The organism is Mycobacterium sp. Panama NTM2, from assembly GCF_054355555.1.
This window is the reverse complement of record NZ_CM135953.1, coordinates 4,228,091-4,250,022: the sequence shown is the minus strand read 5'-3', so window position 1 is coordinate 4,250,022 and position 21,932 is coordinate 4,228,091. Positions and strand designations below refer to the sequence as shown.

At 65.3% G+C, this 21,932-nt stretch carries 24 protein-coding genes and 1 tRNA gene; 17 read left to right on the top strand and 8 right to left on the bottom strand.

Annotated features, from left to right (window positions below; translation table 11 throughout):
- Window positions 1–3: 3 nt before the first annotated feature.
- On the bottom strand, window positions 4–543 hold the full coding sequence (locus ACXYX3_RS20270) for a PaaI family thioesterase (protein WP_458612158.1): 540 nt from the start codon (window positions 541–543) through the stop codon (window positions 4–6).
- A 102-nt stretch (window positions 544–645) separates the two neighbouring features.
- On the opposite strand from ACXYX3_RS20270, the gene ACXYX3_RS20265 reads away from it, so the two are divergent.
- From ACXYX3_RS20265 to ACXYX3_RS20255, 3 genes are all read left to right on the top strand, one after another.
- Window positions 646–1,338: a TetR/AcrR family transcriptional regulator gene (locus ACXYX3_RS20265; protein WP_458608779.1), complete on the top strand. Its 693-nt coding sequence runs from the start codon at window positions 646–648 to the stop codon at window positions 1,336–1,338.
- 544 nt (window positions 1,339–1,882) lie between these two features.
- Complete coding sequence (locus tag ACXYX3_RS20260) at window positions 1,883–2,200, top strand: hypothetical protein (RefSeq protein ID WP_013471002.1); 318 nt, start codon at window positions 1,883–1,885, stop codon at window positions 2,198–2,200.
- A 118-nt stretch (window positions 2,201–2,318) separates the two neighbouring features.
- Window positions 2,319–3,185 carry a hypothetical protein gene (locus tag ACXYX3_RS20255; protein ID WP_013471003.1) on the top strand — a complete coding sequence of 289 codons (867 nt, stop codon included), beginning with the start codon at window positions 2,319–2,321 and terminating at the stop codon, window positions 3,183–3,185.
- A 4-nt stretch (window positions 3,186–3,189) separates the two neighbouring features.
- On the opposite strand, the gene ACXYX3_RS20250 is transcribed toward ACXYX3_RS20255, so the two are convergent.
- From ACXYX3_RS20250 to ACXYX3_RS20240, 3 genes are all read right to left on the bottom strand, one after another.
- Window positions 3,190–3,624 (bottom strand): transposase, encoded by a 435-nt coding sequence (locus ACXYX3_RS20250; RefSeq protein ID WP_458608778.1) that lies wholly within the window; start codon window positions 3,622–3,624, stop codon window positions 3,190–3,192.
- Window positions 3,625–3,730: 106 nt separating this feature from the next.
- Window positions 3,731–5,293: a hypothetical protein gene (locus tag ACXYX3_RS20245; RefSeq protein ID WP_013471005.1), complete on the bottom strand. Its 1,563-nt coding sequence runs from the start codon at window positions 5,291–5,293 to the stop codon at window positions 3,731–3,733.
- 134 nt (window positions 5,294–5,427) lie between these two features.
- Complete coding sequence (locus tag ACXYX3_RS20240) at window positions 5,428–5,625, bottom strand: helix-turn-helix transcriptional regulator (RefSeq protein ID WP_013471006.1); 198 nt, start codon at window positions 5,623–5,625, stop codon at window positions 5,428–5,430.
- Window positions 5,626–5,913: 288 nt separating this feature from the next.
- Here ACXYX3_RS20240 and ACXYX3_RS20235 point away from each other — a divergent pair, with 288 nt between their 5' ends.
- From ACXYX3_RS20235 to cynS, 7 genes are all read left to right on the top strand, one after another.
- The gene (locus ACXYX3_RS20235) at window positions 5,914–7,032 is read left to right on the top strand and encodes a tyrosine-type recombinase/integrase (RefSeq protein ID WP_234797888.1); all 1,119 of its coding nucleotides are present in this window, start codon (window positions 5,914–5,916) and stop codon (window positions 7,030–7,032) included.
- A 20-nt stretch (window positions 7,033–7,052) separates the two neighbouring features.
- Window positions 7,053–7,126 (top strand) — tRNA-Leu (locus ACXYX3_RS20230).
- Between the two features lie 124 nt (window positions 7,127–7,250).
- Complete coding sequence (locus ACXYX3_RS20225; RefSeq protein WP_458608777.1) at window positions 7,251–7,646, top strand: nitroreductase family deazaflavin-dependent oxidoreductase; 396 nt, start codon at window positions 7,251–7,253, stop codon at window positions 7,644–7,646.
- Between the two features lie 222 nt (window positions 7,647–7,868).
- Window positions 7,869–8,087, top strand: a complete 219-nt coding sequence (locus tag ACXYX3_RS20220) for a hypothetical protein (RefSeq protein ID WP_458608776.1) — start codon at window positions 7,869–7,871, stop codon at window positions 8,085–8,087.
- A gap of 408 nt (window positions 8,088–8,495) precedes the next feature.
- The gene (locus ACXYX3_RS20215) at window positions 8,496–9,002 is read left to right on the top strand and encodes a hypothetical protein (protein WP_458608775.1); all 507 of its coding nucleotides are present in this window, start codon (window positions 8,496–8,498) and stop codon (window positions 9,000–9,002) included.
- A gap of 194 nt (window positions 9,003–9,196) precedes the next feature.
- Window positions 9,197–10,057 (top strand): formate/nitrite transporter family protein, encoded by an 861-nt coding sequence (locus ACXYX3_RS20210; RefSeq protein ID WP_458608774.1) that lies wholly within the window; start codon window positions 9,197–9,199, stop codon window positions 10,055–10,057.
- Entirely contained in the window at window positions 10,054–10,503 is a 450-nt protein-coding gene (gene cynS, locus ACXYX3_RS20205) for a cyanase (RefSeq protein ID WP_458608773.1), read from the top strand. The genes ACXYX3_RS20210 and cynS overlap by 4 nt, the downstream gene beginning before the upstream one ends.
- A 116-nt stretch (window positions 10,504–10,619) precedes the next feature.
- Here cynS and ACXYX3_RS20200 read toward each other — a convergent pair whose 3' ends face one another.
- From ACXYX3_RS20200 to ACXYX3_RS20190, 3 genes are read right to left on the bottom strand one after another with little or no spacing between them, the layout of a single operon-like run.
- On the bottom strand, window positions 10,620–11,453 hold the full coding sequence (locus tag ACXYX3_RS20200; protein ID WP_458608772.1) for a sugar phosphate isomerase/epimerase family protein: 834 nt from the start codon (window positions 11,451–11,453) through the stop codon (window positions 10,620–10,622).
- Window positions 11,450–12,643, bottom strand: coding sequence for a dihydrodipicolinate synthase family protein (locus tag ACXYX3_RS20195; protein ID WP_458608771.1), 1,194 nt, complete (start codon window positions 12,641–12,643; stop codon window positions 11,450–11,452). The genes ACXYX3_RS20200 and ACXYX3_RS20195 overlap by 4 nt, the downstream gene beginning before the upstream one ends.
- Complete coding sequence (locus ACXYX3_RS20190; RefSeq protein WP_458608770.1) at window positions 12,640–13,794, bottom strand: Gfo/Idh/MocA family protein; 1,155 nt, start codon at window positions 13,792–13,794, stop codon at window positions 12,640–12,642. Before ACXYX3_RS20190 ends, ACXYX3_RS20195 begins: the two co-directional genes overlap by 4 nt.
- Window positions 13,795–13,953: 159 nt before the next feature.
- Here ACXYX3_RS20190 and ACXYX3_RS20185 point away from each other — a divergent pair, with 159 nt between their 5' ends.
- The 4 genes from ACXYX3_RS20185 (at window position 13,954) to ACXYX3_RS20170 (ending at window position 17,865) form a co-directional block, all read left to right on the top strand.
- The gene (locus ACXYX3_RS20185; RefSeq protein ID WP_458612157.1) at window positions 13,954–14,979 is read left to right on the top strand and encodes a LacI family DNA-binding transcriptional regulator; all 1,026 of its coding nucleotides are present in this window, start codon (window positions 13,954–13,956) and stop codon (window positions 14,977–14,979) included.
- A gap of 230 nt (window positions 14,980–15,209) precedes the next feature.
- Window positions 15,210–15,989 (top strand): ABC transporter permease, encoded by a 780-nt coding sequence (locus ACXYX3_RS20180; protein ID WP_458608769.1) that lies wholly within the window; start codon window positions 15,210–15,212, stop codon window positions 15,987–15,989.
- Window positions 15,990–16,009: 20 nt separating this feature from the next.
- A complete protein-coding gene (locus ACXYX3_RS20175; RefSeq protein WP_458608768.1) occupies window positions 16,010–17,044 on the top strand; it encodes an ABC transporter substrate-binding protein in 1,035 nt (344 codons plus the stop codon).
- Between the two features lie 11 nt (window positions 17,045–17,055).
- On the top strand, window positions 17,056–17,865 hold the full coding sequence (locus tag ACXYX3_RS20170; protein WP_458608767.1) for an ABC transporter ATP-binding protein: 810 nt from the start codon (window positions 17,056–17,058) through the stop codon (window positions 17,863–17,865).
- Window positions 17,866–17,919: 54 nt separating this feature from the next.
- On the opposite strand, the gene ACXYX3_RS20165 is transcribed toward ACXYX3_RS20170, so the two are convergent.
- A complete protein-coding gene (locus ACXYX3_RS20165; protein WP_458612156.1) occupies window positions 17,920–18,522 on the bottom strand; it encodes a maleylpyruvate isomerase family mycothiol-dependent enzyme in 603 nt (200 codons plus the stop codon).
- Window positions 18,523–18,700: 178 nt separating this feature from the next.
- On the opposite strand from ACXYX3_RS20165, the gene ACXYX3_RS20160 reads away from it, so the two are divergent.
- The 3 genes from ACXYX3_RS20160 (at window position 18,701) to ACXYX3_RS20150 (ending at window position 21,914) form a co-directional block, all read left to right on the top strand.
- Window positions 18,701–19,957: an integrase catalytic domain-containing protein gene (locus ACXYX3_RS20160; protein WP_176215952.1), complete on the top strand. Its 1,257-nt coding sequence runs from the start codon at window positions 18,701–18,703 to the stop codon at window positions 19,955–19,957.
- A 183-nt stretch (window positions 19,958–20,140) separates the two neighbouring features.
- Complete coding sequence (locus ACXYX3_RS20155; protein ID WP_458608766.1) at window positions 20,141–20,836, top strand: ZIP family metal transporter; 696 nt, start codon at window positions 20,141–20,143, stop codon at window positions 20,834–20,836.
- A 67-nt stretch (window positions 20,837–20,903) separates the two neighbouring features.
- Complete coding sequence (locus ACXYX3_RS20150; RefSeq protein ID WP_458608765.1) at window positions 20,904–21,914, top strand: YihY/virulence factor BrkB family protein; 1,011 nt, start codon at window positions 20,904–20,906, stop codon at window positions 21,912–21,914.
- The last annotated feature ends 18 nt before the right edge of the window (window positions 21,915–21,932 follow it).

Sequence of the window (21,932 nt, the reverse complement as noted above, 5' to 3'; positions counted from 1 at the left end):
CCACTAGGAGCCACAGCTACACAAACCATCTGACACGCCCTCCGGGTCGAGACCGCCGCGGCGCGAGAACTGCTCCAGAAGATCGCCGAAAGCGCTGACATCGCCGTGTGCGGCGAAGTGCTCAGGGCTGACGGCAATGAATACTGCACTGGCGGTGAAGCGGGCGATCCCACCCTCACCCGTGCCTGTCGCCGTGACATGCAGCGCCCGCCCTTCACGAGAGACGATGTGGGCAGTAATCCGGTGGGTCTGATGCAGCGGCACCGGCCGCAAATATTCGACCGTCAGGGTGCGGGTGACCGCTGGGGTGCCGGCGATCCACAACGTGAAGCCCAGGACGTCATCACATGCGGCGGCCACTGCCCCGCCGTGAGCCAGGCCCGGGGCCCCGATATGCCGCTCGTCGAACGTCACATCGGTGTACACCGCGTCGCCGCTGCGGTGCACCACTAGCCGCAGTCCGTGAGGGTTGTCCGGGCCGCAACCCATGCAGGTCGTGGTGTGCGAGGGTAGCCGCTCCGGCGGCAACACGCTTTCGGGCACCATCACCCTCCAATACGAGCGGTTTCGCTGCGCTACCGTTAGTACCACACTGCTAGACTGCAGTGACAGCATCGCGTGAAGATCGGCCGCCGAGGTGAAAGAGTGAGCGACAGCCAGTCAGTGCCAGTCCCTGACGACGACGTGGACCCTCGGCGCATCCGGTCACGCACCCGGCTGCTGGATGCTGCTGCAACGCTACTGAGCACCGGTGGGGTGGAAGCAGTCACTATCGATGCCGTCACCAAAGCATCCAAAGTGGCCCGAACCACGCTGTACCGCCACTTCCACAGTTCGTCGCATTTACTCGCAGCCACGTTCGAACGCCTACTTCCACAAGTGACCACTCCGGCACCGACCAGCGGACCCCTCCGTGAGCAGCTGATCGAACTGCTCAGCCGCCAAGCCGCCCTTTTCAACGACGCACCGCTGCATGTCACGACACTCGCGTGGCTCTCATTGGGGCCCACCGGCTCCAATAACGATGCTGATGACCGCCACACATCGGGCGCGTTACGGGCTCGAGTCGTTGACCAGTACCGTCAACCGTTTGACGCCATACTCACCAGCCCGAGAGCACGAGCCGAACTTGACGGCTTCGACCGGGAACTGGCGCTCTGCCAACTCGTCGGACCACTCGCCTTCGCCCGAATGACTGGGATTCGCACCATCACCCACAATGACTGCGCGAACATCGTCGATGACTTTCTCGCCGCACACCGCAAGACCGACAGCGACGCCAAAGAGTCGAAGATCTCAACCAAGCAGACGGGCCGCCCCGCGCGTCTAGCTCGGTAGGCACAACGAAATCACAACGTCCAGCCGGCTGGTATTCGGGCTCTTTTCGCCTTCTCGCAAATCGCGTCGGCGATGGCATCGAAGGGCCGTTCGGCGCCGTCATCGGCGAGGCCGTGTGCGCAGATTCCATGGGCATCCGCGTGACGATTCGTGCCGGCAAAGTGAGTGCACCACCCCAGTGTTCGGACCGCCGTTTCCCGCGTTGAGAACTCTTCCCCCTACGTCCGTGAGGTGTCTCGCAGGCAACTCCTCCCATCCGCGGTCTCGCACTGCTTGGGGCGCGGGGTGTCCGCGCCGAGGATCTTTACCCGAATATCGTCCGTCGTTGAATGATCGTGCTGGCCCCGGAGTGCAAGAGGTGTGTGCCTGTCTGGCCGTTGCCGCTTGGCCGTGCGTGAAGGCGGCAACACGCCCTCGGAAACGGCACGTCGGGATCACGTGCGGTTGAGTAGCCCTCGGGGAGCCTGTCGTTGGCTCGCTTTACTTTGGGCGAATATGGCTGTGGTGGTGGCCGCCGACAGGAGCGGGGTCCTATCGTTCGGCCGTGGATAGAAAAACGCGTACCGACAATGCCGACGCCGAACGGGAGTTGGCCAATATGGCCGATGGCGTGATCCTCACACGTGCACTGGCTGGCGTTGCCGAGGTGCAAGTGTGGAAGCTCGAGACTCTCTCGGCGGCTGGCGATGACATCGATGACCATGAGCGCGTTGAGGCTTCGGCGGAACTCACCATGTCTCTGTGCACGTACAGCAAGCAGGTGAAGCAGATGGTTGATTCCGGACAATCGTTGGCCGACATCGCCCACCTAACGGGCCTGGAAGTCGATGAGCTTCGGCTGGCTGTGTCGTACGCGCCTTGACCGGTGGCTACATAGGCCTCGGGGCTGTGCCTGTTGGCGAACGCACACGAATCTGGGTTGTAGGCGAATGTGGCTGTGGTGGTGGACTATTTCGTCCGTCGGTTCGTAGGTTGCAGGCATGGGAGCGAACGAGAAGCTGAAGGCCCGGTATCGGGCGGTCGAACTGCAGCGCAAGAAGAATGCTTCGCGGGCTCGGCGGGATCGCGCCAATGCGTCTGATGCCGAGTCGATCCGTGCAATGCTGCACAGAGTCGGTGCTGTTGATTCATGGGAGCGCAAGCGTTTTGACCAGGCGGCGGAGAACATCCGTGCTGATGCCGTAAAGCGCAGGGCCGGTCACTTTCGTGGTCTGCAGGCGCTGGTCGGGCAGATGCGTGGTCGTGGTCTGACCTTCGCGCAGATCGCTGAGCTTGTCGGTGTCGATGTCCGTGAGATTCAGGCACAGCTGCGCCGGGCCGGGGGCGAGGGTGGACATGATTCGGCAATCTCCCCGGCAGCACGTTCGAGAGCTGCTGATGTCGTACCCGAAGGCGCTGCAGTCAACGATGATCCGATCTGTGATGGTGTTGAAAGAAATGAGAGCGAGGGCGGTGCCTACGATCCGACTCGGTGTGTCCGCTGCGATGCGGTGATGCTCGATGAGGACGCCACTCCTAGACGTGGCCGACGCCGGCTGTATTGCTCGGATACGTGTCGTCGGGACGCATCGGCGGCCCGTATCGCCGCACAGCGATACGGGGCGCCGATTCGCGTGATCGAAGTCCCGAAAGCCGCTGCATCGCAGAAGCAATCTGCGGGAACACCCGAGCCGCACCGGCCCGTCGCACCGGTGGATGCCGCCAACAGGGTCCTGGACGATGGCGAGGCTTTACGCGGGTTGCTTACTCGCTTGGCAGAGCAGGCTCGGCTCAAGAAACTTGATCGTGCCACGCTGACGGCTGCCCGTGACCTGTCCAATGCCGTTCATCCGCGCCGTAGTTGGTGAGAAGTCAGCTGATTCGGCGAGGGCCATTTCTATGGGGACGTCGTGCGGCGGGACTGCGCCCGGTCATGCTCGCGACGGTACGGCCAGCGGTGTGCGTAACCGTCTGAGCGAGGTCATCGGCTAGGTACTCGATGCTGGCCTCCAACTCGTAAACGGCGTCCTTTCGTGCTTTGGTGATCATCGTTGATGCGTACTCATGATGAGGCAAGTACCCGTTCTGCCGGCCGAAATCGTCGATCATGACGTCGATGGCGTCGTCGAACCGGGTGGCCAATCGTTGGGCTTCGGTGTCGGCGCGTTCCTCGATGAACTCATCGCGCTCGTCCGGGGTCCAGGATGGCGGGAACCGCAGATGCGTCCGGTATAGGTCGCGGATCGCCGCATCAAGCCGGCCGGAGAATACGATCTCGGGCCAATCGCTGACCGCGGCAGTGGCCAAGTTCTCCAGGTCGTCATCAAGGCTCATCGCAGCTGCTCCCTCTCGGCTGCTCCTGATACTGCCTGCAGGCACCGACAGCTCGTCGAATCTGGACCGCGGGGTGCCGTTATGCGGAGAGGTCGTCGCGGCGCTCGTCGGCGCTAGAAGTGGTCGGGTTCTCTCGGGCGGGCGCTGCGGGGGGACTGGGCCGTAGCAGCGAGGGACGCGAGGGCTGCGAGGCTTGATGGGCAGCCACATCTTTGTGTGGTGGATAGATGGTCCACAGCAGGACGTTGCGGTGGTTGCGGGCTCCGTCGTTCTCGATCGCCCATCCCAGGTTTCGCAGCGCCGGCGCGTGTCTACGGAGCAGGCTTGTCACATCGCGGCCGTTCTTGGGCCATTCCTTGGGGCGTCGCCAGTGATCGCCTGTCGGGGTGAAGAGGGCGAGCAGGTCGACACCGGACTGTCCGCGCAGCGGTTCTAATATGTGGTGGCGCAGCTGTTCGATGAAGAGATCGCCGGACAAGCTGTCCTCCGCGAGCTGATCTGCGCGGGACATGTAGCGGCGTAAGCCATGAGTCGACAAAAGTTCGTCGACGGCCGCCAGCACGCGACCAAAGTCCGCCATGCGTGGCGCATCATCGACCACGATGGTTTCGAGGCGTTGATGAACGGTGGCGGCCAGGTTGAGGAGCCCGCTTAAAATGCCTGGTAGAGCCGTGCGCCACTGTTGTCGCAGAGTGGCCTCAGACTGTCGCATGTGGCGTTCGATGCGTCGCAGATCAACCATTGCCATGCGTTCGGCGAGGTCGGGACGTATTGCGCCGACGTCGATGCCGTTAACGATGATGCAGCGGCGGAACTTGATCACTGCGAGGTCCGCATCGGTGTAGAGCGCGCGTTTGACGTTGCCGTCGCCTGTCGCAGCTCGACACAGCGAGTCCGACAACCACGGTGGGATCGCGGACAAATTGTCCAGGGCCACTACCCAGGAACCGGAGGCAGCGGTCACCCACGAGTCGGCGTCGCGGGGCGCCTGGCGCACTTCAATAGAGGAGGGGTCGATGAGATCGACCAGCATGCGCGTCGTCGTGGTTTTGGCGCTGCCTTGCTCGGCGAACAGCGCCAACACAGGGTGCGGGACATCGCACTGGACGAGCGCAGCGATGAGCACTGCAAGCAACACGGGTTGGTCCTCGACGGCAACGTTAACGAAGTTCCATAGCTTGTTGACGTCACCGTTGGCGGGTGGGAGAGGCATCTCGGCGGTCAGCGCTGTCCGCAAGAACCGAACCGGAGCTGAGTCGGCGACTGTCCATCGACCCTGGCCGATGCGGATGACCTTTCCGTCTTGTCGGCCGGTGTCGATGTAGCTCGTGCCGTGGTGGTCGGCGATGCGCAGGTGCAGTTTCTCCGGGGGCTGGTTGGCGGCCAAGCCTTCGAGGACCAGCGTGGCGTCGGTGAGGGCCTGGCCGCCGGCAACGGTCCCGGTGTCATTGAAGTACCGGGAGGCGAGCTCGGCGCGCAGGCCAGCTTTTCCTGCGCGCAGTAGTATCGCCAGATGGGGCCGGCTGCGTTCGGCGCCGAAGGGCTTGCCGTCTTCGGAAACTCCGAGGAGATAGCGTTCTTGGGCCATAGTGACCAGGCGTGCGGCGACGGATTTCTTGTCATTATCTGCGTTGCTGCTCATAGGCAATCAAGCCTGTGGTGCTTCCGCAGGCCGGCATGACGGGTTAGTCTCATGGGGAACTTCCGTTTTGGGTAATCGGGTGGTTCGAACGAAAGGCCTCGGCTAGACCCCGAGGTCTTTCTCATTCGTCGGCGTCACGCGGCGTCGCCGCCTCCGCGCCGGGTTGTGCTCTCCCGCTGGGAGATCCATCGCAGAACCTCATCGCGTCGATAAACGACCCGGCGGCCCAAGGTGAAGCTCGCTGGACCGATGTCCGAATGACGCCAGTACCTCAGCGTCCCAACCGGGACACCGGTCAGGTCCGAGACTTCCTTGGCTCCTAGCAATTCCATCAGATTCCTCCTGAATTACGGTTGGTTTGGCTGAGCCAACAGTGACTGCGGCTATGGCGCCGTGTCCACCACCACAGCCACATTGACCGAAAAGTATTTCCGGTCATGCTGCTTCGGATTGAGTTGGCCGAAGGTCGAAGAACGATGGATCGCAAAGCGGACGGATGACGCGGATTACTGCGGTATGTTCGATTCGTGATCACCCGGAACGAGCGAGCGGGTATCGACGACCGCTGGCACAAGCGCGTCAAAGATCCGGACGGAACGATGCGCACCGAGAGATCCGCGGTGTACGGCAAGGTGTCGCGCTGGCGCGTCAGGTGGGTTGATGCCACCGGAGCCGAGCGCACCAAGAGCTTCCAGCGCAAGCCGGATGCACAGGCCTATCTGAACGGTCTCACTGCGGACGTTCAGCGCGGTGAGTATGTCGATCCCCGCAAGAGTGCCGAAACGTTCGGCACGGTCGCCGAGCAGTGGTTCACCACCAAACAGCATCGGAAGCCGAAAACCGTTGCAGGGTATCGCTCGTTGCTCGACACGGTGGTGTTGCCCAAGTGGGAAGACGTCCCGCTGAAACGGCTCGACTACGAGTCGTACTCGACCTGGCTGGGCGCTCTGTCTGTCGATGGTGGGCAACGAGGCGCGGGTCTGTCGGCAAGCCGGATCACCCAGGCGCACCAGCTCGTCGGCGCTGTCCTCAAATACGCGCAACGAACCGGCAAGGTCGCGAAGAACGTCGCTCTGGAGATAAAGCGGGATGAGGATCTTCCCGAACAAGCCGAGCGTGAGCGGCGGTATCTGAGTCATGCCGAGCTGTTGATGCTGGCCAAGGCTGCCGATCGGTTCGAGACGCTGACGCTGGTCCTCGGCTACTGCGGGCTGAGGTTCGGCGAAGCCGTAGCACTGAGGCGCCGGCATGTGGGTGACCGCGTGCTCACGGTGCGATCGTCCGCGACCGCGGTCACCGGTAAGGGCATCGTCGAGTCAACGACCAAGACGAAGCGGGATCGCCACGTGCCGGTACCCGAACCTGTGTGGAAGCGGCTTCACGCTGAATTGCCTACCGATCCGAATGCACTGGTGTTCCCGAGCCGCAAAGGCGGGTTCTTGCCGCTCGGCGAGTACCGGTGGGCGTTCGACAATGCGTGCGCCGAAGTCGGGATCGAGGGGCTGGTACCCCATGGCCTAAGGCACACCACGGCGTCGCTGGCGATCAGCGCAGGCGCTAACGTCAAGGTCGTGCAACGGCTACTTGGACACGCGACGGCGGCGATGACGCTCGACCGCTACGGTCACTTGCTCAACGATGATCTGAGCGGTGTCGCCGATGCGCTGGGCAAGGCCATCGACAGTACTGCGGTATCACTGCGGTACTCGGGACGTCAGAAAAAGGCCGAAACGGCCTGAAGTATGCTCTGAGCTGCAAAGCCCCCATAGCCCAATTGGCAGAGGCAGCGGACTTAAAATCCGCCAAGTGTCGGTTCGAGTCCGACTGGGGGCACAAGCATCCTCGCCGGGCGGGGCCACTTGCGATTCGAACTTCGAGTGATCGCTGTCGCCGGCAGCTCCCTGCGTCAACACCGCGTCGGCATCAACTCCCTTCGACCGACACCTAGACTCCGAACATGCGCGTCCCTCGACGAGTCGCACAGTTCAACAAGCGGATCACCAATCCGGCGGCCCGCACCATCACACCGTGGCTTCCGAACCTCGGGACACTCGAGCACATCGGGCGGAAGTCGGGGAAGCGATATCGCACACCCCTTTTGGTGTTCAAGACCCATAAGGGTTACGCCATCCTCATCGGCTATGGCCTGCAGACGGATTGGTTGAAGAACGTCCTGGCCGGCGGACCGGCAGTGCTGCGTAAGCGCGGACGAGCTGTTGCGCTCGTCGAGCCCCGGGTGGTGAGTAAAGCCGAGGCCGCGGACCTCGTCACAGGGCCTTCCCGGCTGCTCTTTCGGGCGTTTCCCTACAACGAGGCAGCGCTGCTACTGACGGATGCGGGCTCCGCACGCTGACCTCGGCACCGCACCGGACCTCGAGCCCAATGAGCAACTGAAGTCCGCTCGACCCGGTGTCGGTTCGGCCTCTGAGACCACCCGAATCACGAACGAATAACAACCATGTTGTTTAGCGCCGCGGACGCTCGGGAATCGCTTGTGACGGAGGTACGTCACATGACAACAAGTACACCAACACTTCGTCGGCGACGTCGATATGTCATCGTCCACACGGTCGCCATGGTCGCCGCCATAGCGTCGGGCACGTTCGCCTTGGTCGCAATGCTTTTCGGATCGCCCGCGAGCTTCGGTCTCGCACTGGCGCTTTGCGGCGCAGCGTGGATCGTCACCCACTTCGTCGAGTACCTCACCGAGCAGGATGCCGTCGCTGTGCGTCGCCGGCGCCCACGCTCGGCGGGCCGCGTGACGGGCTCCGCGCGGCTGACCGCGTCGCACTAGACCTCCCGACGAAACAGGCGCCGCGACGGCCCGCCCGATTGGCCCGACAGGCCGCCCGACGGATATCGGTCGAGCCATCCTCCGACGGCGCGTCACGGTGATCGCGAGCACCAATTGCGAGATGATGCGTCTGTGACTTCTGATGCGGATGTGACGAAGGCTTCGGAACCGGTGGGGGGAGTGGATGCCCAGCCGAGCAGCGCAGCCGAATCCGCCCCCACCGAGGCGCCTACAGACCCTCCGTGCGCGACAAGCCCATCGCCACAGCAGCGCACGTGGTCGATACCGAAGTCACCTGTCACCCGCCAGCACGTCGACGACATCGGACGCCGAGTCGTCACGATCTTCCGATCGCTGTTCAGTCTTATCGGTCGCGCGGCACGGTCGGGCGCACGCACGGTCGTTCAGATGGGTCGTGCGCTGGCAGCGGTGCCCCCCTCGGCGCGACTGCTGTTCGTGACGAGCACGACGTTGCTCCTCGGATTCGTCGGTGCACTGGTTCTCGAGGGCACTCCCGGTCTGCTCTGCGTCATCGTCGTCATCCCGGGCTGCGCGGCTGTTCTCGGCGCGCTCGGGTATCGCTGGTACAGCGGGCTCGGCATGGAAGGAGTTGCCGCGCCGCAGCCCCGCCCGATCCAGCCGGCGAAGTCGGACCTGGAGCGGTCTGTCGATTACGTCGACCGCAAGCTTGCGCTGGCCCTCACCTCCCTCGGTACCGACCATCACCAGCAGGCGGTGATCGCACTGTTCCAAGCGAAGACGGCGGTCGAGCTGACGCTTGGAACCGAACAGGATCTCGACAGCTATGCCGACATGACGATGCGGCCCGACGACTATGGGCTACGCCCCCGGATCGGGGCCGGATCCGGTTCGACGTCGACGCCGCGAGAGGACAATTCGCGGGCAGCATCCTGACCGCAGGGGCCGATTGAGTCAGGCGGATCGGCTCCGGCAATGGGTGGACAGCCGTCTCCGCCGCTCACCAGCCCGCCTCACACAACCTGGGGGTTGGCTGTGAGGGGGTGGCAACACGACTGTCCACACGCTGTTGCGAATCGGCAATCCGACCGGGGAATCGTGAAGGCAACGGTCCCCCGGAAAGGTTGTGTATGTCGTATGTGAGTCCGAGCGAGTTCGTCGGCAAGATGATCGACGCCGGCGAGTCGAAAGCGTTGATGTCGACCCGCGACATCTTGATTAGAGCCTTCATGGCAGGCGCCATCCTCGCCCTCGCGGCGGCGTTCGCCGTGACCATCACCGTGCAGACCGGCAACGCGTTGCTCGGCGCGGTTTTGTTCCCCGTCGGATTCTGTCTGCTCTATCTGCTCGGATTCGATCTTCTGACAGGCGTTTTCACGCTCGTCCCGCTGGCATTGCTCGACAAGCGGCGCGGCGTGACGTTCAGGTCGATGATGCGCAACTGGGGCCTGGTCTTCGTCGGAAACTTCGCGGGCGCCATCGTCGTTGCCCTGATGATGGCGGTCGTGTTCACCTACGGCTTCAGTGTCGACCCCAACGAAGTCGGTCAGCGGATCGGTGAGATCGGCCACAGCCGGACGGTGGGGTACGCCGAGCACGGTGCTGCAGGCATGTTGACACTGTTCATCCGCGGAGTGCTGTGCAACTGGATGGTCTCCACCGGCGTCGTGGCGGCGATGATGTCCACTAGCGTCTCGGGCAAGGTCATCGCGATGTGGATGCCCATCATGCTGTTCTTCTACATGGGTTTCGAGCATTCCATCGTCAACATGTTCCTGTTCCCGTCGGGGCTCATGCTCGGCGGCGATTTCTCGATCGGCGACTACCTGATGTGGAATGAAATCCCCACGGTGATCGGCAATCTCGTCGGTGGATTGACCTTCGTGGGATTGACGCTGTTTGCCACGCACGCCCGCACCGGCGATACACGGCTGGTCGAACTACCCTCGGAGGACCGCTCGCTGATGGCAACAGGACGGAGTGCCCGATGACCCCGATCATGCCCAAGAACGAGGCCGCGGAGCTGATCAAGGCCGCTCGCATCCGCAAGAAGCTGGAATGGTCCGACATCGCGGCGGAGATCGATGCGCCCCTGGTGTGGTGTGTGGCCGCCCTGCTCGGCCAGCACCCCATGCCGGCCGCTCAGGCTGAGCGGGTGTGCGCGCTGCTCGAGCTCGACAGCGAGGTGGCCGAGAGCCTTGCGCTGCAGCCCAGCCGCGGAATCGACCCCGCGCTCATGTCCGATCCGACCATCTACCGGTTCCACGAGGCGCTCGCCGTCTACGGGCCCGCCCTCAAAGAGTTGATCCACGAGGAGTTCGGTGACGGCATCATGAGCGCCATCAACTTCAAGGTGGACGTCAAGCGCCGCGCAGATCCGGACGGCGACCGTGTAGTGGTCACCTTCGACGGGAAGTTCCTCGACTACCGCTGGTGACAGGAGCGCTCGGTCGCGACAGTCTCCTGACCGGCCGACCACGATGCCAGGACGGCGAGGGCAAAGTCGCACGCCCGGCGCCCAAAAAGGCTCCAGTTACGGCGCGACGAGCACCCTCACTCTGACAGAGCGGGCAGCACCAACTCGCGATACCGCTGCTTCATCGTCTGCACGACCCCGCGCGGATCGGCGGACCACACGTCGGCGTTGAAGATCTCGACTTCCACGTCACCGCGGTAACCAGCAGCAGACACCATCGCGGTCACCGACGCGAAATCGATGACCCCGTCGCCCATCATGCCGCGCGACATCAGCGGGTCGGCAGCCATGGGCACCAGCCAGTCGCAGACCTGGTAACTGCTGATGCGCCCCTGTCTTCCGGCTTCAGCGATCTGCTGAGTCAACTCCGGGTCCCACCACACGTGGAAGGTGTCCACCACGACGCCCACGACATCCGCCGGGTGCGGTGCTGCGAGAGCGAGGGCCTGGGCCAACGTGGAGATCACCGCACGATCGGCGCAGTACATGGGGTGAAGGGGTTCCAGAGCCAGCCGGACCCCGCACGCGGCGGCGTGAGGAGCCAGCGCGCCGATTCGGTCGGCGACCCGTGCGCGCGCCCCGGGAAGGTCCCGGTCCGGGACGCCGCCGACCACCATGACGAGTTCGGGGGCCCCGAGCGCGGCGGCCTCCTCGATGGCGCGCCGGTTGTCATCGAGTGCGCCGTCGTCGAACCCGGTGAGGAAACCGCCGCGACACAGACTCGATGCACGAATCCCGTTGTCGGCCAGTGTCTTGGCCGATTCGGCGACACCGGCCTCGGCGACCCGGTCGCGCCACAACCCGACAGCGGGCAGCCCGGCGGCTGCCGCTCCCTCGACCGCTTCGCGCAGGCTCCACGAGTTCGTGGTCTTGGTGTTCAACGAGAGCCGGGCGAAGTCCGTGCCGGTCATTGGGTAATTCCGTTCAGTTCGAGGAACACGCGCATCCGGTGGACCGCGCGGTCGGGATCTGCGAGCAGGCCGGCCCTGTCGGCGAGGACGAAGATCTTCGTCAGGTGCGTCACCGACCGTCCGGAGGCCAGTCCGCCGACGAGCGCGAAACCGGGCTGATGGCCGTTGAGCCAGGCGAGGAAGGCGATGCCCGTCTTGTAGTAGTAGGTGGGGGCCTCGAAGATGTGCCTGCCGAGTTCCTGTGTCGAATCGAGGATCTCGCGGGCGAGCACGGGATGACCGGCGTCGATCTCCTGCAGGGCCGTCGACGCGGCGGGATAGATCGCTGCGAAGATGCCGAGCAGGGCGTCGGAGTGTCCGTGCTCGTCGCCCATGATCAACTCGGGATAGTTGAAGTCGTCGCCCGTGTACAGCCGGACTCCCGCCGGCAGTGCCCGACGCAGCGCGACCTCGCGCCCGGCGTCCAGCAGGGACACCTTGACGCCGTCGACCTTGTCCGCGTTCTCCTCGATGAGGCGCACGAATGTGGCAGTGGCCGAATCGATGTCGGCGCTTCCCCAGTATCCGCGCAGCGCCGGGTCGAACATCTCGCCCAGCCAGTGCAGGATCACCGGGCGCTCCACTTCCGACAGCAGCGTCCGGTACACCGAGAGATAATCGTCGGCTGAGGTGGCCACGGCCGCGAGCGCGCGTGACGCCATCACGACCACCTGCGCACCCGCTTCGCCGATGGTGGCGATCTGCTCGCGGTAGGCGTCGGTCACCGTGGCCAGACCCGCCGTCCCCGAGCGGATGTCGGGGAGCTCGAGTTGATCGGTGCCCGCGCCGCAGGCCAGCCGGCCTCCGACCGAAGCTGCCTCGACCGCGCTCCGGCGGATCAGTTCGGCGGTGGCGGCCCAGCTCATGCCCATGCCGCGTTGCGCCGTGTCCATCGCGTCGGCGACACCGAGGCCGTAGGACCACAGCTCATGCCGGTAGGCCAGCGTCGCGTCCCAGTCGAGATCGGCGGGCGCGCCGGGGGTGTTGTCGGCGGTCACCCTCGGCACGACATGTGCTGCGGCGTAGGCGATCCGCGATGTGATCGGCCGATCGGGCCGTCGCCACGCACCCGGCGAGGACAGCTGGTAGGACCGCACGGCGCCGTCGAGGGGGAGAGCGATGCGGGCGGTGGTGTCCGCGGTGAGGGTCACAGCACGATCTCCGGAACCTCGAGGCGCACACCGCGTGCGGAACTCTCGAGGCCGAGTTGGGCGAGCTGGACACCGCGTGCGGCCGAGAGCAGTCCGAAGCGATGCGACCGCGCGGCGAGCACGTCGCGCAGATACTCCTCCCACTGCAGCTTGAAGCCGTTGTCCAGGTCGGCGTTGGCCGGCACGTCGAGCCACTGGTCGCGAAACTTCTCGGTGACGGGCAGATCGGGATTCCACACGGGTTTCGGCGTGTGCGCGCGCTGCTGCGCGACGCAATTCCGCAGTCCCGCAACGGCCGAACCGTGGGTGCCGTCGATCTGGAACTCGACGAGTTCGTCGCGGTGCACACGCACCGCCCACGACGAGTTGATCTGCGCGATGACGCCGCCGGCGATCTCGAAGATGCCGTATGCGGCGTCGTCAGCGGTGGCGGCGTACTCCTTGCCTGCCTCGTCCCAGCGTGTCGGGATGTGGGTGACGGTCTTCGCGGTGACCGCCTCGACCTTGCCCAGCAGACCTTCCATGACGTAGTTCCAGTGGCAGAACATGTCGACGGTGATCCCGCCGCCGTCCTCGGCGCGGTAGTTCCAGCTCGGCCGCTGCGCCGCCTGACCGTCACCCTCGAACACCCAGTAGCCGAACTCGCCACGCATCGAGAGGAGGCGGCCGAAGAAGCCCTCGTCGACGAGTCGGCGCAATTTGACCAGGCCGGGCAGATAGAGCTTGTCGTGGACGACGCCGGCCACGATGCCGGCGTTCTCGGCCATCCGGGCGAGCTCGATGGCCTCGACCAACGTTTCGGCCGTTGGCTTTTCGGAGTAGACGTGCTTGCCCGCCTTGATCGCGGCGGTCAGTGCCTCGACCCTGCGGGACGTCACCTGGGCGTCGAAGTAGACGTCTACGGTGGGATCGGCGATGACCGCAGCGGTGTCGGTGGTCCAGTGCTCGACACCGTGCTGGGCGGCGAGATCGGCGAGACGGTCGGCGTTACGGCCGATGAGGATCGGCTCGACGGCGACGCGTGAGCCGTCCTCGAGCGCCAAGCCCGAGTCGCGCAACGGCAGGATCGAGCGCACCAGGTGTTGGCGGTAGCCCATGCGGCCGGTGACGCCGTTCATGGCGATGCGCAGAGTCTTGCGGGCAGTGGTCATGGTGAATGTGCTCCATCGTGGGGCGCGGCGTCGACGCTGCGCGAAAGGGCGGTGGATTGCACTTCGGAATGCGCATTCCACGGTAAGCTCACAGCCGCGCGTCGGTCAACCCGTGCGCCGGAACTCGCCCGTGACGTGGCGATTGAGAAAGGCAAGCGGATGGCGGTCACCCTGCAGGACGTGGCGACCCGTGCGGGCGTGTCCCAGGCAACGGCGTCCCGGGTGCTCAACGGGTCCGCTCGCGTGCCCGGCGAGGGCGTCGCCGATCGCGTCCGGGCGGCGGCCAGGGAGCTGGGCTACGTGCCGAACGCGCAGGCCCAGGCGCTGGCGAGAGCGTCGACCGGACTGCTCGGCCTGGTGGTGCACGACATCGCCGACCCGTACTTCTCGTCGATAGCGCGCGGCGTGCAGAACGCCTCGCGCGCGGCCGGAAAGCAGGTGCTGCTCGCCAGTACCGACCGCGATTACGACATCGAACGCGACGCGGTAAGCACCTTCATTTCGCACCGCGCCGACGCGATCGTGCTGGCTGGTTCCCGCCAGAGCGGACACCTCGACCGCGACATCGAAACCGAGTTCGGCCGCTATCGGGACAACGGCGGTCGCATCGTCGTCATCGGTCAGCCGTTGGCCTTCGGCGGTGCTGTCGAACCCGAAAATGCTTTTTCCTCAGCAGAACTCGCTGATCAGCTGGTCGAGTTGGGACACACGCAGTTCGCCGTGATCGGCGGGCCGGGCAGCATTCGCACCGCGGTGGACCGCCGCAACGGTTTCGTCGACGCCCTGGGGAGGCGAGGCATCACTCCGCTGGTCGAGGTCTCGGGCGATTTCACCCGCGACGGGGGGCACTCGGCTGCCCGGCGGCTGGCCGCCGCGCTGCAGCTCGGCCCCGCGACCGGCGCCCCGCCGGTGTGCGTCTTCGCCGTCACCGACGTGATGGCCATCGGTGCGATCGCCGCATGGCGGGAGATGGGCCTGGAGGTCCCGCGCGACGTCTGTATCGCCGGCTTCGACGACATCCCCACGCTGCGTGACCATTGGCCGAGTCTTTCGACGGTGGCCCTTCCGCTGGAACGGATCGGGGCACGCGCAGTCGAACTCGCGCTGTGCACCGATCCGGGCGCCGGCGACCGTCGGGAACGAGTCCCCGGCGAGGTCGTGCTCCGCACCAGCACGCAACTCTGACCTCCACTGACGCCGGGTCGTTGCGCAGCGTCGTTGACAGTGTGCGCTGCATCACGTTAGGGTCGGAAGTGCTTCGGAAAGCGCATTCCCATCGGGTGCTCGCCCGCCCGGACCTTCGAATCAAGGATTCATCCATGGCCGTAACCGCACCCGCGGAATCGCGCCGGGCCACGCGCCCCGCCGCACAGGAAAGGCGCCCGCGGCGATCCCCGCGGACATCGTTGTCGCCGATGGCCACGCTGTCGAGCATCTGGCGCCCGTCCGCTCTGCTGCTCGCGCTTCTCGTGGCGTGGTGGGCCGTCACCGAGGCCGACCTCGTCGCTCCCTACATCCTGCCCTCACCCGCCGATACGTGGCAGACCGCCGTGGACAACGCCGCGTACCTCGCCCAGAACACCTGGGTCACCACCTGGGAGACGGTGGTCGGCTTCGCTATCGCCACTGTGGTCGGTGTCTTCGTCGCGGTCGTGATGGTCTACTCGTCGAACATCGAGAAAACCGTCTATCCGTTGATCCTGTTCGCCCAGGTGATCCCGAAGATCGCGATCGCGCCGCTGTTCATCGTGTGGCTGGGTTTCGGCACGTCGCCCAAGATCCTGGTCGCCGTCCTGATGGCGTTCTTCCCGATCGTCATCTCGGGACTGGCCGGCCTGAGGTCGGTCGATCCGGAGATTCTCGAACTGACGTCGACCATGGGTGCGAGCAAGCTCAAGACCTTCGCCAAGATCCGCTTTCCCGCAGCGTTGCCCCAGTTGATGTCGGGACTGAAAGTCGCCGCCACACTCGCCGTCACCGGTGCTGTCGTCGGTGAGTTCGTCGGCTCCAACGAGGGACTCGGCTACGTCATCCTGCAGGCCAACGGAAACGTCGACACCGCAATGCTGTTCGCCGCACTCGTGATCATGTCCGTGCTGGGCATCGCACTGTTCGCCATCATCGAGATCGCCGAGAAGCTGCTCATCCCGTGGCACTCGTCGCGCCGCGTCAATTCATCCACCACCCAAGCCTGACCCGGAACCCAGGAGAGACCATGTCGTTGCACCGACGGGCCGTCGGCATCGCCGCCGCGGCCACCGCCACCCTGCTGACGCTGACCGCCTGCGGCGGCAGTGGCTCCGAGACCTCAACCGCCGCCGACGGATCGACTTCACCGGCGACACTGATGCTCAACTGGTACCCCTACGGTGAGCACGCGCCGTTCTACTACGGCGTCGAGAAGGGCATCTTCGCCGAACATGGAATCAACCTCACGATCGACGCCGGGCAGGGTTCGACCAAGACCGTGCAGGCCGTCGGTTCCCAGCAGGTCGATTTCGGCTGGGCGGACACCCCTGCGGTACTCAGCAACATCGACAAGGGCGTCAAGGCCAAGAGCATGGGCGTCTTCCTGCAGACGACGCCGTCGGCGGTGCAGGTGTTCGCGGACTCGGGGATCGAGACCCCCCAGGATCTCGTCGGCAAGACCATCGCGGTATCCGCCGGTGACGCGCCGACGACGACCTTCCCGATCTACCTCGAGAAGGTCGGTGTGCCCGAGGACCAGGTCAAGCAGCAGAGTCTCGACGCCGCGGGCAAGATGTCCGCCCTGATGTCCGGCCGAGTCGACGGATTGATCGGCTTCGCCCACGACCAGGGCCCGACGATCGCGAACAAGAGCGGTCGCGAGATGCGCTACCTCCGGTACAGCGATGCGGGCCTGAACTTCTACAGCAACGGCCTCATCGCCAACACCGAAACCCTCTCCGACAGGACAGAACTCGCGCAGCAGATGGTCGAAGCCACCAGCGAGGCCTTCGCGGCAGCGATCGCCGACCCCGAGGGCGCCGTGGACGCCATGGCAGGCAAAGACCCGCAGATGCCGCCGCGCGAGGTGCTGCTCGAGCAGTGGCGTCAGACCATTCCGTTGTTGAGCACCCCGGCGACCGCGGATCAGGCGCCAGGCGTCAACACCGAAGCAGACTGGAAGTCCACCATCGCCACCCTGAACCAGGCGGGTCTGCTGGAGACAGCCAAGGATCCCAGCGAGTACTGGGACTCCTCCATCAGCCCGCGCGGCGACGAGTGAGGGGACCGGAGATGACCGCCGCCACCATCGATCCGTCGACCGGCGTGACCCCCGCCGGCATCACCGTGGAAGGACTCACGGTGACGTTCTCCTCCAAGCGGGGGACCACCACTGCGCTGCAGGACATCGATCTGCAGGTCGCCGACGGCGAGTTCGTCACCATCGCAGGCCCCTCGGGGTGCGGGAAGTCGACGCTGCTCAAGGTGATCGCCGGACTGACCGGATCCACCAGCGGCGCGGTACGTCTGCGCGGCAGATCCGTGCGTGGGCCCCAGCGCGAGATCGGCTACGTCTTCCAGCGCGCCGCACTGCTCGAATGGCGCAGTGTGCGCAAGAACATCCTTCTTCAGGCCGAGATGCGCGGCATGTCCCGGCAGGACGCTGCGCGCCGGTGCGATCACCTGTTGGACATGACGGGACTCTCGGGCTTCGCCAACGCGATGCCCTACGAGCTCTCGGGCGGTATGCAGCAACGGGTTTCGTTGTGCCGGGCGCTGCTGCACGAACCCGACGTGCTGCTGATGGACGAGCCGTTCGGTGCGCTCGACGCGCTGACTCGGGAAAAGATGAACGTCGAACTGCATCGCATCTGGCGGGAAACACAGACGACAGTCGTCCTGGTGACCCACTCTGTCGCCGAGGCCGTCTACCTGGCCAACCGTGTCGTCGTGATGAGCCCTCGTCCCGGCCGGATCGTCGAGACGCTCGACGTCGACCTGCCAGTGGATCGGGACTACGCCGAGACGATGGAGCGTCCGGAGTTCATTCGCGTCGCCAATCGCGTCCGGGATCTGCTGGGTAGCACGACCGCCGCGGATTGATCGGCCACCGCCGAGCCGAGAGTCACAACACCTCAGGGCAGGTCTCGGCTGGGGTCAGCGAGCGAGCCGGCTCAACAGTATCGACCGGCCGCGACCGGCCAGTTCCGGGACGGCGATCCGTCGGCCGGTGATCGCCATCAGCACGGCTTCCGCCGGTCCTGTGACGTCGGGGCCCGAGCCGTGCGTCCAGTCGAGGTCGGTGGGGGCCAGCCGTAAACCTCGAGCGAGACGCCACGCCGGCAATTCCGGGCTGCGCACGCTGTCGGCGAGGACTCGCCGCAGTCGAGGTGCCGGGATCTGGCGCGGCATCCCCAACGGACGCCGGATGTCCTGATGGTGGATGGTGACATCGAGCAGGGCGAGGCGACCTCCCAACGTCGTGGCCAAGCCCTGCGGCCTCAGATGCGCGCGCAACCGCTGCAGGAGTTGTTCGGTGGTGAGAAAGGCGAGTTCGTCGACACCCACCTGATTGATGTGCCGCATTCGACCGCGGATGGCGCGCCGCACCATACCGGCGAAGGTGACGCCGTCGAAACTCATCACGTGTGCGACGACATCGCGTACACGCCAGCCCTCGCACAGCGACGGCGCCGCCCATTGCGCGGGCGTCAAGGTGTCCAACAGGTCAGCGAGATCCGTGCGTTCGGCGGTCGCCATATCAAGAGCGTCCACGTCATCACGTCCTCATTCAAGTGACTGAATTGTGTCACCTCGATGGCTGCCTCGCCAGGCTCCGGCTTGACTCACGAAAAGTGCCCGCGAAACGCCCTCGGTGCCTCACGTAAGAATGCCCGCGAAATGGTGATCGTCGTGGAGCATGGGAAGTGGGTTGTCGATGGCGTCTCGTGCCGAGGTCACCGCCAGGTACGCCAAGGCGTATGTGAGGGCTTCGAAGAAGGACCGGGGCCGGATTCTGGATCAGGTGGTCGAGGTGACCGGCTGGTCGCGTGATAACGCCCGCCGGCGGCTCACGGTAGCGGCCAGGCGCCCGCCGGGTGCGGGCCGCAGTGTCGCAAAACGGCCGCGCAAACCGCGCTCGCCGAAGTACAGCTATGACACCCGTAAGGTGCTGCAGAAGGTCTGGGCCGCCTCGGGTGGGCAGTGCGGCAAGTACCTGGCTGCTTCGATGGCCCTGCAGCTCGACGGGTTGGAGCGCCACGGCGAGTTGGTCTTTGGCCGTGACCGTTACAGCCCGACGGTGCGCGAGGAGCTGTTGGCGATGAGCGCGGCGTCAATCGACCGCTATCTGGCGCCGGTGAAAGCCAAAGACCAGATCAAGGGCAAGTCCACCACCAAGCCCTCGCCGCTGTTGCGCTCGTCGGTCAAGATTCGCAAGGCCACCGACGAAATCGAAGCTGCGCCAGGCTTTTTCGAAGGAGACACCGTCGCGCACTGCGGGCCGACGTTGAAGGGCGAGTTCGCCCGCACCCTCAACCTCACCGATGTGCACACCGGCTGGACTTTCACGCGGACCGTGCGCAACAACGCCCACACCCACATCCTGGCCGCCCTGAAAGCAGGTGTGCATGAAATACCGTATGAGGTAACTGGTTTGGACTTCGACAACGGCACCGAGTTCCTCAACAAAGCCGTCATCAAATGGGCCGGGCAGATGGAGATCTTCTTCACCCGCTCCCGGCCGTACAAGAAGAACGACCAGGCCACCATCGAGTCCAAGAACAACCATCTCGTCCGCAAGTACGGGTTCTACTACCGCTACGACACCGACGAGGAACGTGCGGTGCTCAACCGGCTCTGGCCTCTGGTCAACGACCGGCTCAACTACCTGACCCCCACCATCAAACCCATCGGCTACGCCAGCAGCGGTGACGGCCGGCGCCGCCGTCTCTACGACCAGCCCAAGACCCCACTGGACCGGCTACTGGCGGCCGGCGTCCTCTCACCAGCCCAAGAATCGGAGCTCCTGACCTACCGCGACAGCCTGAACCCGGCCGCGATGGGACGCCAGATCGCCGACCTGCAGAACCGACTTCTCCAGCTGGCCAAGGAGAAAACCGAACAGCTCTACCTCGCCAGCATCCCCACCGCCCTACCCGACACCCGCAAAGGCATCCGGATCAAGGCCTCCTGACCCAACGCCGTTTCGCGGGCATTCTTACCTGAGGCATGGATCAGATTTCGCGGGCATCTTGATCTGAGGCATCACGGGCTCCTTTCCCATGATGACTGCGGTTGCGCAACGATTGCGGTGATGTCCAGGTAACATTCACCGCCGCGGATGGCCCGCCGACATCTACGAACGGGGAGGGGACCGTTGCTGACCGTCGTCGTCATTCTGGTGGTCTCCGCAGCACTCATGCTGGGTGCGGCGTGGGGAATCTACGGCTCGCTACCCGAGAAGGTCGAGGGCTTCATCGTCGCGCTGGCGGGCGGCGCCCTCATCATCTCGGTCGTCCTGGAGCTCGTCCGTCCCGCGACCGAGCAGGCCCCGATATGGGCGGTCTCGCTGGTGGTTCTGCTCGGCGCGATCGTCTTCGCGGTACTCGATCGGTGGGTCAACACGAGGTGGGATTCCGACAGCGGCGGTGGGCTGCTGGCCGCCATCACGCTGGACGGTGTGCCGGAGAACATGGCGCTCGGAGTGGCTCTCATCGGGGCGGGGCCGCTCCAGGTCGCCGCTCTGTCGGGCTCCATCTTCCTGTCCAATCTGCCCGAGGCCGCCGGCGGGGCGAAGCAGATGTCGAGTGGCGGGGCGTCCAACGGCAAGGTGTTCGCGTTGTGGAGCGCCACGGCCGGACTTCTCTCGGTCGCCGCACTGGGCGGCAACCTGCTGCTGGCGGGGGTGCCGGCGGCGGCGCTGGCGCTGATCAGGTGCTTCGCCGGTGGTGCCGTGGTGGCATCGCTGGCCACGGAGGTGTTCCCGAAGGCGTTCAAGCAGGATTCGTACACCACGGGTGTGGCCGCCGCCGGGGGTCTCATCTTGGCGCTTGTGCTGGATCAATTGGGCTGAGGCGTCCGGTTCGGCGGGACCGGCGCCGACTTCCTCGCTCGCCGCGCGGTCTCCTAGGCTCGAGGTGATGGATCCCGAGCGCGAGGTACGAGACCTGCGTGCACGGCTGTCCCGCCAGGCGCGCGCTGTCCGCGACGTCGTGCTGAGCCGGGGGACCGCACGTTTCGACCGCCTCCCGGGTCCGCTGCAACAGACGAGCCGACTGATCTGGCGGACCGGACGCGCCGCGGTACACGATCGATTGCCCGGCCTGGCAGCCGAGGCGGCATTGTTCACCCTGATCTCGCTGCCCGCCCTGCTGCTGGCCGTCATCGGCTCCCTGGGCTTCGTCGCAGCAGCTCTGGGCCCCCAGGGCACCGCCGAACTCAGCGAGCTCGTGCTCGGTATCCCCGAGTCGTTCCTGTCCGATCCGACGTACGCCACCTACGAGAACGCGGTGCAGACCGTGCTCGCCGAGACTCGCGGCGGCGTGGTCTCGCTGAGCTTGGCGCTCAGCCTGTGGACCGGATCGCGAGCAGTCAACCGCTACCTGGAGACGATCACGATCGTCTACGGCGTCGAGCCGAGGCCCGGGTGGCGACGGCGCTTGCTGGCCCTGGGTCTGACGATCGCGGCGCTCGCCGGCGCGGTGGCGGTTCTACCACCCATGGTCATCGGACCGCGGTTGGTGCGCTGGCTGGCACCCGACGCGATCGCCGACACCACGCTGCGTGCTCTGGACCTGATGTTCTGGCCCAGCGTGATACTGGTCGTCCTCGTCGGGCTGGCCACGCTCTATCACATCGGGGTCCCATGGAAGACGCCGTGGCGCCGAGATCTGCCCGGTGCCGTGCTCGCGGTCGCCCTCTGGGTGCTGGCGTCAGCGGGACTGCGGGCCTACCTGACCTTCAGCGTCGCCGATGACGCCATCTTCAGCCAGCTGGCCGTTCCCCTGGCTGTCGTTCTGTGGCTCTGGGTGACCGGCATCGTCATCTTGCTCGGCGCCGAGTTCAACGCCGAAATCGAGCGGATGTGGCCGCACGAGGATCATCCTTGGCGGATCACCAGCCTGCGTGACCGGCTGATCCGGCATCGCTGAACCGCGAGGAGCTCTCAC

Excerpts from the sequence above, each read along its gene's own strand:
- ACXYX3_RS20255 (WP_013471003.1), top strand. The coding sequence starts at position 2,319 with ATGGGAGCGAACGAGAAGCTGAAGGCCCGGTATCGGGCGGTCGAACTG.
- ACXYX3_RS20245 (WP_013471005.1), bottom strand. The coding sequence starts at position 5,293 with ATGAGCAGCAACGCAGATAATGACAAGAAATCCGTCGCCGCACGCCTG.
- ACXYX3_RS20240 (WP_013471006.1), bottom strand. The coding sequence starts at position 5,625 with ATGGAATTGCTAGGAGCCAAGGAAGTCTCGGACCTGACCGGTGTCCCG.
- ACXYX3_RS20225 (WP_458608777.1), top strand. The coding sequence starts at position 7,251 with ATGCGCGTCCCTCGACGAGTCGCACAGTTCAACAAGCGGATCACCAAT.
- ACXYX3_RS20220 (WP_458608776.1), top strand. The coding sequence starts at position 7,869 with ATGGTCGCCGCCATAGCGTCGGGCACGTTCGCCTTGGTCGCAATGCTT.
- ACXYX3_RS20215 (WP_458608775.1), top strand. The coding sequence starts at position 8,496 with ATGGGTCGTGCGCTGGCAGCGGTGCCCCCCTCGGCGCGACTGCTGTTC.
- ACXYX3_RS20210 (WP_458608774.1), top strand. The coding sequence starts at position 9,197 with ATGTCGTATGTGAGTCCGAGCGAGTTCGTCGGCAAGATGATCGACGCC.
- cynS (WP_458608773.1), top strand. The coding sequence starts at position 10,054 with ATGACCCCGATCATGCCCAAGAACGAGGCCGCGGAGCTGATCAAGGCC.
- ACXYX3_RS20200 (WP_458608772.1), bottom strand. The coding sequence starts at position 11,453 with ATGACCGGCACGGACTTCGCCCGGCTCTCGTTGAACACCAAGACCACG.
- ACXYX3_RS20190 (WP_458608770.1), bottom strand. The coding sequence starts at position 13,794 with ATGACCACTGCCCGCAAGACTCTGCGCATCGCCATGAACGGCGTCACC.
- ACXYX3_RS20185 (WP_458612157.1), top strand. The coding sequence starts at position 13,954 with ATGGCGGTCACCCTGCAGGACGTGGCGACCCGTGCGGGCGTGTCCCAG.
- ACXYX3_RS20180 (WP_458608769.1), top strand. The coding sequence starts at position 15,210 with ATGGCCACGCTGTCGAGCATCTGGCGCCCGTCCGCTCTGCTGCTCGCG.
- ACXYX3_RS20175 (WP_458608768.1), top strand. The coding sequence starts at position 16,010 with ATGTCGTTGCACCGACGGGCCGTCGGCATCGCCGCCGCGGCCACCGCC.
- ACXYX3_RS20170 (WP_458608767.1), top strand. The coding sequence starts at position 17,056 with ATGACCGCCGCCACCATCGATCCGTCGACCGGCGTGACCCCCGCCGGC.
- ACXYX3_RS20165 (WP_458612156.1), bottom strand. The coding sequence starts at position 18,522 with ATGGCGACCGCCGAACGCACGGATCTCGCTGACCTGTTGGACACCTTG.
- ACXYX3_RS20160 (WP_176215952.1), top strand. The coding sequence starts at position 18,701 with ATGGCGTCTCGTGCCGAGGTCACCGCCAGGTACGCCAAGGCGTATGTG.
- ACXYX3_RS20150 (WP_458608765.1), top strand. The coding sequence starts at position 20,904 with ATGGATCCCGAGCGCGAGGTACGAGACCTGCGTGCACGGCTGTCCCGC.